The organism is Streptomyces sp. yr375 (assembly GCF_900110755.1).
Lineage (GTDB): Bacteria > Actinomycetota > Actinomycetes > Streptomycetales > Streptomycetaceae > Streptomyces.
This window is the reverse complement of sequence record NZ_FOFF01000001.1, coordinates 566485-578202: the sequence shown is the minus strand read 5'-3', so window position 1 is coordinate 578202 and position 11718 is coordinate 566485. Positions and strand designations below refer to the sequence as shown.

Annotated in this window: 11 protein-coding genes; 5 read left to right on the top strand and 6 right to left on the bottom strand. The window is 71.6% G+C overall.

Annotation, left to right across the window (positions count from 1 at the left end; translation table 11 throughout):
- The first annotated feature begins 21 nt into the window (after nucleotides 1-21).
- Both BMZ82_RS02305 and BMZ82_RS02300 read left to right on the top strand, forming a co-directional pair.
- Nucleotides 22-1356, top strand: coding sequence for a type III PLP-dependent enzyme domain-containing protein (locus BMZ82_RS02305; RefSeq protein WP_256251712.1), 1335 nt, complete (start codon nucleotides 22-24; stop codon nucleotides 1354-1356).
- An 84-nt stretch (nucleotides 1357-1440) separates the two neighbouring features.
- Entirely contained in the window at nucleotides 1441-2334 is an 894-nt protein-coding gene (locus BMZ82_RS02300; protein WP_093771003.1) for a Gfo/Idh/MocA family protein, read from the top strand.
- 1 nt (nucleotide 2335) lies between these two features.
- Here the strand turns inward: BMZ82_RS02300 and BMZ82_RS02295 are convergent, their stop codons facing one another.
- Together BMZ82_RS02295 and BMZ82_RS02290 are read right to left on the bottom strand one after the other, a co-directional pair.
- Nucleotides 2336-2671 (bottom strand): hypothetical protein, encoded by a 336-nt coding sequence (locus tag BMZ82_RS02295; RefSeq protein WP_093771001.1) that lies wholly within the window; start codon nucleotides 2669-2671, stop codon nucleotides 2336-2338.
- A 68-nt stretch (nucleotides 2672-2739) separates the two neighbouring features.
- Complete coding sequence (locus BMZ82_RS02290) at nucleotides 2740-3627, bottom strand: GNAT family N-acetyltransferase (protein WP_093770999.1); 888 nt, start codon at nucleotides 3625-3627, stop codon at nucleotides 2740-2742.
- Nucleotides 3628-3856: 229 nt separating this feature from the next.
- Between BMZ82_RS02290 and BMZ82_RS02285 the strand changes: the two genes are divergently transcribed.
- Nucleotides 3857-4963 carry a PP2C family protein-serine/threonine phosphatase gene (locus tag BMZ82_RS02285; RefSeq protein ID WP_093770997.1) on the top strand — a complete coding sequence of 369 codons (1107 nt, stop codon included), beginning with the start codon at nucleotides 3857-3859 and terminating at the stop codon, nucleotides 4961-4963.
- Here BMZ82_RS02285 and BMZ82_RS02280 read toward each other — a convergent pair.
- On the bottom strand, nucleotides 4911-7166 hold the full coding sequence (locus tag BMZ82_RS02280) for an MMPL family transporter (RefSeq protein ID WP_093770995.1): 2256 nt from the start codon (nucleotides 7164-7166) through the stop codon (nucleotides 4911-4913). The two genes, BMZ82_RS02285 and BMZ82_RS02280, sit on opposite strands and share 53 nt — an antisense overlap.
- A 236-nt stretch (nucleotides 7167-7402) precedes the next feature.
- Here BMZ82_RS02280 and BMZ82_RS02275 point away from each other — a divergent pair, with 236 nt between their 5' ends.
- Nucleotides 7403-7609 carry a hypothetical protein gene (locus tag BMZ82_RS02275; protein WP_093770993.1) on the top strand — a complete coding sequence of 69 codons (207 nt, stop codon included), beginning with the start codon at nucleotides 7403-7405 and terminating at the stop codon, nucleotides 7607-7609.
- Nucleotides 7610-7672: 63 nt separating this feature from the next.
- Here BMZ82_RS02275 and BMZ82_RS02270 read toward each other — a convergent pair whose 3' ends face one another.
- Nucleotides 7673-7891 carry a DUF6243 family protein gene (locus tag BMZ82_RS02270; RefSeq protein WP_177244341.1) on the bottom strand — a complete coding sequence of 73 codons (219 nt, stop codon included), beginning with the start codon at nucleotides 7889-7891 and terminating at the stop codon, nucleotides 7673-7675.
- A 238-nt stretch (nucleotides 7892-8129) separates the two neighbouring features.
- Between BMZ82_RS02270 and sthA the strand changes: the two genes are divergently transcribed.
- Nucleotides 8130-9533, top strand: coding sequence for a Si-specific NAD(P)(+) transhydrogenase (gene sthA / locus BMZ82_RS02265; RefSeq protein ID WP_093770991.1), 1404 nt, complete (start codon nucleotides 8130-8132; stop codon nucleotides 9531-9533).
- A gap of 9 nt (nucleotides 9534-9542) precedes the next feature.
- On the opposite strand, the gene BMZ82_RS02260 is transcribed toward sthA, so the two are convergent.
- Nucleotides 9543-10634 carry a Nickel transporter NicT gene (locus BMZ82_RS02260; protein WP_177244340.1) on the bottom strand — a complete coding sequence of 364 codons (1092 nt, stop codon included), beginning with the start codon at nucleotides 10632-10634 and terminating at the stop codon, nucleotides 9543-9545.
- A gap of 163 nt (nucleotides 10635-10797) precedes the next feature.
- Nucleotides 10798-11652, bottom strand: a complete 855-nt coding sequence (gene prcB / locus BMZ82_RS02255; protein WP_093770989.1) for a proteasome subunit beta — start codon at nucleotides 11650-11652, stop codon at nucleotides 10798-10800.
- Between the last annotated feature and the right edge of the window lie 66 nt (nucleotides 11653-11718).

Below are 11718 nucleotides of genomic sequence, written 5' to 3'. Positions count from 1 at the left end.
CCCGCAGTGAAGGAGAACCACGTGTCGCTCCCCACCGAGAACCTCGCGCTCGCCGTCCGGCAGGCCGTCGCGGACGGGCTGGTCGGGGCGGACCGGCCGCTGGCCGGCTTCGTCGACGTCCGGGGCGTGCGCGACAGCGTCGCCGGGCTGCACGAGGCGTTCGGGCATGTGCCGGGCGTCCTGCACACCTTCGCCGCCAAGGCGTGTTCGCTGGTGCCCGTGCTGCGGCTGCTCGCCGACGCCGGGATGGGCTGCGAGGTGGCGAGCCCCGGGGAACTGCGGCTGGCGCTGGACGCGGGGTTCGCGCCAGCGCGCATCGTGCTGGACTCGCCGGCCAAGACCCGGCAGGAGATCCGCGAGGCCCTCGCGCTGGGCGTCGCGCTCAACGCGGACAACCTCGACGAGCTGGACCGCATCGACGCGCTGCGGCCCGAGGAGTGCGCGTCCGTGCTCGGGCTGCGGGTCAACCCGCAGGTCGGCGGCGGGTCCATCGGCGCGATGAGCACGGCGACCGCGCACTCCAAGTTCGGGGTGGCGCTGCGCGACCCCGGGGCCCGCGCCCGGGTCGTCGAGGCGTTCGCGCGGCAGCCCTGGCTGACCCGGCTGCACGCGCACGTCGGCTCCCAGGGCTGCCCGCTGCCGCTGATCGCGGAGGGCCTCGCGGTGACGCACCAGCTCGCCGAGGAGATCAACGCGTACGTCGGCCGCCGTCAGGTCACCAGCCTCGATCTGGGCGGCGGGCTGCCGGTGAACTTCGCCGACGACACGGTCACGCCCACGTACGCCGAGTACGTGGCCGCGCTGACGGCGGCGGAGCCGGCGCTGCTGGACGGCCGCTACCAGGTGGTCACCGAGTTCGGGCGCTCCCTGATCGCCAAGAACGGCTTCACGGCGGCGGTCGTCGAGTACGTCAAGGACGCCGGCGGCCGCCGGGTCGCCCTCACCCACGCCGGCGGGCAGGTCGCCGTCCGTACCGTGTTCATGCCGGAGGCCTGGCCGCTGCGGGTGTCCGCGTTCGGCCCGGACGGCGCGCCCAAGCGGACGCCGCTCGTGCGGCAGGACGTCGCCGGGCCGCTGTGCTTCGCCGGGGACGTGGTGGCGCACGACCGGCCGCTGCCCGCGCTCGCCGAGGGCGATGTGGTGGTGCTGCACGACACGGGCGGGTACTACTTCTCGGCGCACTGGTCGTACAACAGCCTGCCGAGGCCCGCCGTGTACGGGTATCTGCTCGACGCCGGTCAGGTCGCGTTCGCCACGATCCGCTCGGCGCAGACGGTGCGGGAGATCTCCGCGGACAGCGGGCTCGCCCATGCGGACGCCCTGCTCACGGGCTTCCCCGCGGCGGCCCGTCCCTGACTTCGGGGCTGTCCTCGACGCCGTCCGTGTGCGAGGCTCGCCCAGGTCGGGATCAGTTTCGCCACGTCAGGGAGAGTCAGCGGTATGCGCATCGGTCTGCTCGGTACCGGCCCTTGGGCCCAGATGATGCACGCGCCCGTCCTCGCGTCCCACGACGCGCTGGACTTCGTCGGCGTGTGGGGGCGTCGCCCGGAGGCCGCGAAGGAACTGGCCGACCGGCACGGGACCCGGGCCTACGACGACGTCGACGCCCTGTTCTCCGATGTGGACGCGGTGGCCGTCGCCCTGCCGCCGGACGTGCAGGCGCAGCTCGCGGTGCGGGCGGCCGGGGCGGGCTGTCATCTGCTGCTCGACAAGCCCGTCGCCACGACGGTCGCGGGCGGGCGGGCCGTGGTGCGGGCGGCGGAGGAGGCGGGGGTCGCCTCGGTCGTCTTCTTCACGACCCGGTTCGTGCCCGAGGCCGGTGCCTGGATCGCCGAACAGGCCGCCACCGAAGGGTGGTTCACGGGCCACGCGCAGTGGCTGGGCAACGTCTTCCACGAGGACAGCGCCGACCACCCGTTCGCCACCCCCTGGCGCGGCGAGAAGGGCTCCCTGTGGGACGTCGGCCCGCACGCGCTGTCCGTGCTGCTGCCGGTCCTCGGCGACGTCCGCCGGGTGACGGCGGCGGCCCACGGCCCCGGCGACACGGTCCACGTCGTCCTGGACCATGTCACCGGGGCGTCCAGCACCATGACCCTCAGCCTGACGGCCCCGCCCGCGGCAGCGGGCGCGACCCTGGAACTCCGCGGCACGACCGGGGTGACCCACCTCCCCCAGTCCACCACAGACGCGGCCACCGCCTTCACCCACGCGGCAGACGCCCTCCTCACCGCAGCGAACGGCGGCCCCACCCACCCCTGCAACGCCACCTTCGGCCTCCGCATCACCGAACTACTGGCCGACACGGAGGCCCTGTTGGAGGGCGGGGCACGCTGACTCAACCCTCCTCGAACGCCTCATCACTCCACCGGAACCAGGCCGCGTCCCCCTGGATGTGCAGCAGGAATTCCGGGACCGCCCCTCGGGGCGAGACCAGCGACACCCGGCGGCGTATCTCGGTCTCGACCACTTCCCATGCCTCCCAGTCCTCGTCCTCCATAAGCGCCAGTTCACGGGTGAACAGGGGCTCGACGGCGTCGTAAGCCGGTCCTGCGGTGAAACGTCCCGACAGCCAGGGAAAGTCGACGTCGTCGATGACGATCTCCCCGACCTCCCCGGTCTCCTCGCCGCGGTCGGTCCCCCGGACCAACCAGACCTCGCCGTCGAACCCCATCACGCCTCCGTCATCCGCCGTCGCTCACACCGAGGGAGAGCCTTTCACCAGGGGCTGACAGCCGACCCTCAGCCCAGTTCGAAGTTCACCCGCTCGCGGACGATCGGGTAGCCGGCCTTCTTGAAGTGGGCTGCCATCGGGTGGTTGCCCTGGTCGGTGGCGGCGGCTATGAAGTCGGCGCCGTGGGCGGCCAGGTGGTGGGTGCATTCGGTGAGGAGGTCGTAGGCGTAGCCGTGGCCCCGGTGTTCCGGTAGGACGCCGATGAAGCCGACGCAGGGGCCGGAGGGGTTGTGGGCCGGGATGTGGAGGCCGGCCAGTTCGCCTTCGGGGGTACGGGCGAGCTGCCACCACTCGCGTGGGGACGGGCACCAGTGGAAGAAGTCCAGCTCCTCCTGGGCGGCCTGGTCGAGGCCGCCTTCCCTGATGGCCTTGCGGGCGTGGGCGTCGAGGGTGTCGGAGTGGATGCGGCGCAGGGCGTCGAAGAAGACGGCGTCGTCGGGTTCGGGGGCGAAGCGCAGACGTCCCGGGCGTTCGGGAAGCCCGCACTCCGGGGTCCAGCGGTACACGAAGCGTTCCACCAGCGGGGTGTGGCCGGCCGCGCGGGCCGCGCTGTGCCGGGCCTCGGCGGCGGCCCGCATCGCGGGGTCGTCGCGCCAGCCGCCGGGCATCACCAGCTCCAGGCCGACCTGCCAGGGCGCGGTGCGCAGGAGTTCGGCGGCGGCTTCCTCCTCGCCGTCGGCGAAGTCGAACCACTCGACGACGAGGGGTTCGCTGTCGTCGGGCCCGCCCCACCAGGCGGCGCGGGCGACGACCCGGCCCTCGCGCAAAGCGACGCGCTTCCACTCCGGGCGGTAGGTGACTCTGCCGAACGCCTCGGCGGCGCGCAGCGGGTCGGGCAGGGCGTCGAACAGATGGACATCGCTCTCGTCGAGAGGGCGGATGACCAGATCGGTCATGGATTCCTCCGGGTCGCTTACGGCGATGTGCGCTCCCGGGCGTCGGACGAACGTCAGACGGGGCACGCCGGGGTCACGGGGTGGGAGCGCGGGATGATGGTGGATCGCATGGCGCTCGCCTCCTTCCGTGGTGTCCGGGCGTGCGGTCACACCGTAGGGAGTGGCCGACGTTCACGTCCAAGGGTTTTTTCGGCGTGCGGCGGCCGGTACCGGGGTGGAGCGTGGGCATGTGAGGCGACTGGAGGGCGACCGGCGGGGCTGGCTGCGGGGCGCGCCGCCGCCCCGTTGGGTGCGGGCACTGCCGCTCGCCCTGATCGCGGGCGTCTGCGTGGCCACCCAGATCAGCAGCAAACCGCTCGCCATCGGCTTCCTGCTGGGCGCCATCCCGCCGCTCGCCGTGCTGTCGTACGGTCCGGTGGCGACCGCGGTGCTCGGCGCGACCGTGGTCGTGATGCTGAACGTGCCCGCGTTCCGGCTCGACCAGCCGGGCGAGGCCGACCTGTTGACGACGTGTTTCGTCGCCGTCCTCAGTGTGTTCGTGTCGTTCGTGCGCAGCCGCCGGGACACCCAGCTCGATCTCGAGCGCACGATCGCCGAGGCCGCCCAGGACGCCCTGGTGCCGCCGGTGCCGGAGCGGGTCGGTCCGGTGCGCTGCGCGGGGCTGTACCGGGCGGCGCAGGCCGGGACGCTGGTCGGCGGCGACTTCTTCGACGTCCGCACGAGCGCCCACGGGGTGCGGGCGGTGCTCGGCGATGTGCAGGGGCACGGGCTGGCGGCGGTGGCGACGGTGGCCTCGCTGCTGGGCGCGTTCCGGGAGGCGGTGCTCGACCAGCCGGCCCTGGAGGCGGTGGCCGCCCGGCTCGACCGGCGGCTGGTGGTGGACTCGGCGCGGGACACGCACGCCGAGCTGTTCGCGACGGCCGTGCTGCTGGAGTTCGCCCCGGACGCGGACGCCGTCCGCATCGTCGTCTGCGGGCATCCGCCGCCGGTGCTGCTGCGCGACGGCACGGCCACCGAGGTGGCCGTCGACCCGTGGACGCCGCTGGGGCTCGGCCTCCTGGACGGCGCCCCGCTCACCGCCCACACCCTCACGCTGCGCCCCGGCGACCGTCTCTTCCTGGCCTCCGACGGCGTCTCGGAGGCCAGGGACGCCAACGGCGACTTCTACCCTCTCCTCGACCGGCTCCCCGCCCTCGCCGCCGACACCGACACCGACCTGGCGACGTTGGCCGACCGCGTGTGGACGGACGTCCTACGGCACTGCCCGGCCGTCCGCGACGACGTCACGATGCTCGTCCTCGCCCCGGCCCCGCCGCATCCCCCGCAGCCGCGCTGACGGAGTCCGGCTCCCCCTCCGTGTCGATGTGCGGCAGGATCCGGTCCAGCCAGTGGGGCGTCCACCAGGCCTTCTTGCCCAGCAGCGTCATCACGGCGGGCACCATGAGCAGGCGGACGACGGTCGCGTCGATCAGCACGCTCACGGCGAGGCCCAGGCCCAGCATCTTGACGACGATGTTGTCGCTGATGATGAACGCCGCGAACACGCTCACCATGATCAGGGCGGCGCAGGTGATGACCCGGGCGGTGATCTCCAGCGCGTGGGCGACGGAGGCCTTGGCGTCGCCGGTGCGCAGCCACGCCTCGTGGACGCGGGAGAGCAGGAAGATCTCGTAGTCCATGCTCAGCCCGAAGATGATCGCGAACATCATCATCGGCACATAGCTCTCGATGGGCACGTCGCCGTTCACGCCCAGCGCGGGCCCGCCCCAGCCCCACTGGAAGACGGCGACGACCACGCCGTAGGAGGCCGTGATCGACAGGACGTTGAGGATCGCGGCCTTGACCGCGACGAGGAGGCCGCGGAAGACGGCGAGGATGATCAGGAAGGCCAGGGCGACGACCACCCCGATGATCAGGGGCAGCCGGCTCGCGACGATGTCACGGAAGTCGACCTGCGCGGCCGTGGTGCCGGTGACGTAGCCGTGCGCGGCGGTGCCGGCGACCGCGGCGGGGAGGGTGTCGTCGACGAGCCGGTTGGTCAGGTCGGTGGTGGTGGCGTCCTGCGGGGCCTGCGTGGAGTAGACGGTGGCGAGCAGGACGTCGCCGTCCTGGGTGGGCGTCAGAGGGGTGACGGTCGACGCGCCGGACACCGCGTTCAGGGTCTTCTGGGCCTGGGAGGAGAGGTCGGAGCGCTGGTCGGCGGGGACGGAGGTCTGGTCGATGACGACGGTCAGGGGGCCGTTGGAGCCGGGACCGAAGGCGTCGGTCATCAGGTCGTAGGCGCGCCGGTCGGTGAAGGACTTCGGGTCCGCGCCGTCGCCGATGTGCCCGAGCTGGATCGAGAAGACGGGGATGGCGAGGATCGCGATGACGGCGACGCCCGCGCCCAGGTACTGCCAGGGCCGGTGCTCGACGCGCTGCGCGTAGCGGTGCCAGGTGCCGTGCGGGACCGCGCCGGGGGCGGCGTCGGTCTCGGCGACCGGCCGGCGCACGTGGAAACGGTCGATGTGGCGGCCGATGAGGCCGAGCAGGGCGGGGACGAGGGTGAGGGCCCCGATGACGGCGGAGACGACCGTGACGGCGGCGGCGAGCCCGAGTTTGGCGATGAAGGAGACCCCGGACGCGGACAGGCCGGCCAGGGCGATGATCACGGTGGTGCCGGAGACGAGGACGGCGCGTCCGCTGGTGGCGTTGGCGTGCCCGGCGGCCCGCACCGGATCCGCGCCGTCCATGAGGCCCTGCCGGTGACGGGTGATCAGGAACAGGGCGTAGTCGATGCCGACGCCCAGCCCGATCATCGTGGCGAGGGTCGGGGAGACGGTCGCGAAGGTGAAGGCGGCGGCGAGCAGACCGAGGCAGGCGAGTCCGCCGACGACGCTGATCAGCGCGGTGATCAGGGGCAGTCCGGCGGCGATGATGCTGCCGAAGCCGACGATCAGGACGACGATGGCGACCGCGAAGCCGATGAGTTCGCTGATCCGGTCGTCCGCGGCGGGCCGGGCCAGTTCGCCGAGCGGTCCGCCGTACTCGACGTCGGCGCCGGCCGCCCGCAGCGGCTGGACGGCGTCGTCGACGCCGTTGAGGTACGCGTCGCCGAGGGTGGAGGGCTGGACGTCGAAGCGGATGGTGATGTAACCGGTCTTCCCGTCGGTGGAGACGGGTCCGACCTTGGACGCGGACTGTGACAGCGGGTTCTGCACGGACAGCACATGGGGCAGTTTCTGCAGGTCGCCGACGGTGGTGGACATCTGCGAGCCGAGCGCGGACAGCGCCTGCTTGTCGTCGTGCAGCACGATCTGGCTGCTGTAGCCGCCGGCCTGCGGATCGTGCTTCTTCAGCACGTCCAGGCCCTCCTGGGACTGCACGCCCGACAGCGAGAAGTTGTCCTCGTAGGTCCCGCCGTAGGTGCGGTCGAGTACCTGGAGGGCGACGAGCGCCACCAGCCAGGCGACGATGACGATCACGAAGTGACGGGCGCACCAGGCGCCGAGTCTGCGCAGTCCCCCGGGTCGCGGTTCGCCCGCACTGGTGGGTTCCATGATCTGGGCCTTCCCTGCCGCGCGTGTCCCGCATGAGCGGTTCGGACGCCCCGATAGAGCCCATTAGACGCCCGGCCGATCACCCCGGCATCTCGGCCGGCGGCCGACGCCCGGCCCGTGCCCGGCCCCTTCCGGATGCAGGGTGCGCGCCCAGGATGAATGGTGTTAGTGGACCCGTTGCGCGCCCCGATGTACGCACCGGGCCGTAGCCACCACCGGACCCGAGGAGCCAGACCATGTCGACGTCACAGCCCGGCGCGTTCCGGCCGTCCCCGGACCGCGCCACCCCGGACAAACTGCTCCACACCCGCACCGGCACCGAGGTGTCACCGGAGGACATGGTCCTCGTCACCGGCCGCGACCTCACCCCGCGCACCCTCGAATGGGCTCGCCGCAAGCTCGCCGAGGAGGGCCCCGGCGCCATCGAGAAACTGCTGCCTTGACTCGCTCCCCGAGCCGAAGCCCGAGGATTACGGACGCGCGAGCCTGACCGCGGCGGCGGCGGGTCAGTTCTGTGCGGTGTCGTCGCCCGCTGCCTGCGCGGCGCCTTCGGCTGCGGCCGCCTTCTCGCGCATCTTGCGCACCAGCTCCGCCTTCTGGTCGGCGGCGCTCTGGCGGTCGAGGTTGCGGTGCGGGCCGTTGTTCTGGCGTTCGGCGCGGGACAGCTTCTTGCGCTGGCCGCCGCCCATGCCCACGGGGTTGTTGATGTTCTTGCTCACGGTCACGGGTTCTCCCGGTCATGATGTGAAGTGGTCTACGGATTCGTCGGTGGGGGACGGGCGGCTACGTCGAAGGACGTCAGCGGGGGCCCGTCACGCTCTCACTCGTCAACCGGCGTCGGGAAGAACATGACAAAGACGTTACCCGGTCCCGTCGTCCCCGCACACCAACTCGGCGATCGGGAGACCGCTGCCGTGGTCACACCCTTTCGCGGCGGCCCTTCGCACTGCCAGACTGCGGAGGGTGCCCGACTTCGACATGCTCGTCCTCGGATCAGGTCCCGGCGGTCAGAAGGCTGCCATCGCGGCGGCCAAACTGGGCCGCCGTGTGGCCGTGGTCGACCGCCCCGACATGGTCGGCGGGGTCTCCCTCCACACCGGCACCATCCCCTCCAAGACGCTGCGCGAGGCGGTGCTCTACCTCACCGGTCTCACCCAGCGCGACCTGTACGGACAGAGCTACCGGCTCAAGGAGAACATCACCGTCGCCGACCTGACGGCCCGCACCGAGCATGTGGTCGGGCGGGAGATCGACGTCATCCGCAGCCAGTTGACCCGTAACCACGTCACCCTGTTCGCCGGCACCGGCCGGTTCGTCGACGACCACACGATCGCCCTGCGGGAGGTCACCGGGCAGGAGCGGCTGATCAGCGCCGAGCACATCGTGATCGCCACCGGGACGCGGCCGGCCCGGCCGGACAGCGTGGAGTTCGACGGGCGGACCATCCTCGACTCCGACAACGTCCTGACGATCGAGCGGGTTCCGCAGTCGATGGTGATCGTGGGTGCGGGTGTCATAGGCATGGAGTACGCCAGTATGTTCGCCGCACTCGGCAGCAAGGTGACCGTCGTCGAGAAGCGGGCCGGGATGCTCGACATGTGTGACGTCGAGGTCGTCGAGTCGCTGCGGTACCACCTGCGGGACCTGGCGGTCGCCTTCCGGTTCGGGGAGACCGTCGCCGCCGTGGAACGGCATCCGCGCGGCACCCTGACCGTACTGGAGAGCGGCAAGAAGATCCCGGCGGACGCGGTCATGTACTCGGCGGGACGGCAAGGCCTGACCGACGAACTCGACCTGGACAAGGCCGGGTTGACGGCGGACCGGCGCGGCAGGATCGAGGTCGACGAGCACTATCGGACACCGGTGCCGCACATCTACGCCGTCGGCGACGTGATCGGCTTCCCGGCGCTCGCGGCGACCGCGATGGAGCAGGGCCGGGCCGCCGCGTACCACGCCTGCGGCGAGCCGGTCGGGCAGATGCACGACCTCCAGCCGATCGGCATCTACACCATCCCGGAGATCAGTTTCGTCGGGCGGACGGAGGACCAACTCACCGAGGAGCGGGTGCCGTTCGAGATCGGCGTCGCCCGCTACCGGGAACTGGCGCGTGGGCAGATCATCGGCGACGCGCACGGCATGCTGAAGCTGCTGGTCTCCCCTCAGGACCGCAAGCTGCTCGGTGTGCACTGCTTCGGCACCGGAGCGACCGAGCTGATCCACATCGGTCAGTCGGTGATGGGCTGCGGCGGCACCGTCGACTATCTGGTCAACGCGGTCTTCAACTACCCGACCCTGGCGGAGTCGTACAAGGTCGCCGCCCTCGACGCCACCAACCGGCTGCGCGAACTGGACCGCATCGGCGAGTGAGCCCGCGCGTCAGGCGTCCGTCGTCCACTTCTCCTCGATCCGGAACACCTTCCACACCACCAGGGCGACGGCCCACGCGACGAAGAACAGGCCGACGACGACGAAGCCCAGGGTGTTGAGGTCGATGCCGGTGACGGTGTCCCAGAACGGGCCGTGCAGGCCGAGCCGGTCCGCCAGCAGGCCGAGGAGTTCGACGGTGCCGATGACGAGGGCGACGGCCACGGACAGGCCGGTGACGGTGAGGTTGTAGTAGACCTTGCGCACCGGCTGCGAGAAGGCCCAGCCGTAGGCGAAGTTCATGAACGAGCCGTCGATGGTGTCCAGCAGCGACATGCCGGCCGCGAAGAGGACCGGCAGGCACAGGATCGCGTACCAGGGCAGCCCGGAGGCCGCGCCCGAACCGGCGAGGACGAGCAGCGCCACCTCGGTCGCGGTGTCGAAGCCGAGGCCGAACAGCAGCCCCAGCGGATACATGTGCCAGGACTTGGAGACGGCCTTGGTGACCCGGCCGAGCAGCCGGTTCATCAGCCCGCGGCTGTTCAACTGCGCCTCCAGCGCGGCTTCGTCGAACTCGCCGGACCGCATCCGGCGGAACACCTTCCAGATGCCGCCGAGGACGACGAGGTTGAGGGCGGCGATGACGTAGAGGAAGGTGCCGGAGACGGTCGTGCCGATCAGACCGGTGACGTCGTGCAGGCGTGAGCCGTCCTCGCTGACCGGGCCGGCCAGCGCCTTGACGCCGATGGACAGCAGGAACGCCAGGGCGAAGACGACGCTGGAGTGGCCGAGCGAGAACCAGAACCCGACCGACAGCGGGCGCTGCCCCTCGCCCATCAGCTTGCGGGTGGTGTTGTCGATGGCGGCGATGTGGTCGGCGTCGAAGGCGTGCCGCATGCCGAGGGTGTAGGCGGTGACGCCGATCCCGATGCCGAACGACTTCTCGCCGACGGTGTGGTGCTCGGGGGCGACGATCGCGACGAGGGTGAACCAGCCGATCACGTGCAGCGCGAGGATGAACGCGGCCATCCCGCCGAGGCGGGTCCACTCCTGCCGCGTCAGGGAGGTGCGGACGCGGTGCGGGGCGGTCGTCGCCGTCGTCATCGGGGAGGTCTTTCGTCGGGGTCCGGAGGACGGCCACCGCGGGCGGCGACCTCATGCCATCCTCCGGTACCTGCACATCATGTGCAGTAAAGGGCGCGGCAGATCTTGACCATGAGACGGGAAACCATGCGGAGGGACAGCGCGCCCGCGCCCGACTCCCGTGTCACGCCGTGGCGTTCGGGCCGTCCGGTCTGGTGCCGCGCCGCTCGATCATCTCCTCGCTGAGCTGCTCGGTCTGCGCCTCGGGCAGTCGCTCGAAGCCGTCCTCGGTGATGACCGAGACGATCGGGAAGATCCGGCGGTTGAGGTCGGGGCCGCCGGTGGCGGAGTCGTCGTCGGCCGCGTCGTACAGCGCCTGGAGCGCGGCGAGCGCCGCCTCGCGCCGGGACATGTCGGCGCGGTACAGCTTCTTCAGCGACCCGCGCGCGTACGGCGAACCCGAACCCTCCGCGTGGAAGGGCGACTTCTCGTAGAGGCCGCCGACCACGTCGAAGCTGAAGATGCGGCCCCGGGCGCCCGGCGCGGCGGCGGTGTCGTAGCCCGCGAGGAGCGGGACGACGGCGAGGCCCTGCATGGCCTGGTCGAGGTTCTGCCGGATCATCGTGGCCAGTCTGCGCGCCTTCGCGGCGAGGGTCATGGGGACGCCCTCGACCTTCTCGAAGTGCGTCAGCTCGACCTGGTACAGCTTCACCATGTCCAGGGCGAGGCCGACGGTGCCGGCGAAGGCGACGGCGGTGTGGTCGTCGGCCGGGTGCACCTTCTCCAGGTCGCGCTGGGCGATGAGGTTGCCCATGGTGGCCCGGCGGTCACCGGCGATCAGTACGCCGTCGCGGTAGGCGAGGGCCAGTACGGTCGTGCCGTGCGGGAAGCTGTCCGGGGCGGCCCGGACACCGGCGGGCAACGGTCTGCGGGTGGGGAGCAGTTCGGGTCGGTGCGCCGCCAGGAAGTCACGGAAGGACGAGCCGCCCACCGTGAAGAACTCCTCCGCCGGCCGTCCCTCGGGTCCGCCCTGCACCATGCCACTCCCCCTCGCCTCGCCCGCCGATACCCCCACTACCTACCAGCCCCCGACGGCCGGGAAACA

What these genes read in the sequence shown, in the direction of transcription:
- BMZ82_RS02300 (WP_093771003.1), top strand. Translation starts at nt 1,441, where the DNA reads ATGCGCATCGGTCTGCTCGGTACCGGCCCTTGGGCCCAGATGATGCAC.
- BMZ82_RS02295 (WP_093771001.1), bottom strand. Translation starts at nt 2,671, where the DNA reads ATGGGGTTCGACGGCGAGGTCTGGTTGGTCCGGGGGACCGACCGCGGC.
- BMZ82_RS02290 (WP_093770999.1), bottom strand. Translation starts at nt 3,627, where the DNA reads ATGACCGATCTGGTCATCCGCCCTCTCGACGAGAGCGATGTCCATCTG.
- BMZ82_RS02280 (WP_093770995.1), bottom strand. Translation starts at nt 7,166, where the DNA reads ATGGAACCCACCAGTGCGGGCGAACCGCGACCCGGGGGACTGCGCAGA.
- BMZ82_RS02275 (WP_093770993.1), top strand. Translation starts at nt 7,403, where the DNA reads ATGTCGACGTCACAGCCCGGCGCGTTCCGGCCGTCCCCGGACCGCGCC.
- BMZ82_RS02260 (WP_177244340.1), bottom strand. Translation starts at nt 10,634, where the DNA reads ATGACGACGGCGACGACCGCCCCGCACCGCGTCCGCACCTCCCTGACG.
- prcB (WP_093770989.1), bottom strand. Translation starts at nt 11,652, where the DNA reads ATGGTGCAGGGCGGACCCGAGGGACGGCCGGCGGAGGAGTTCTTCACG.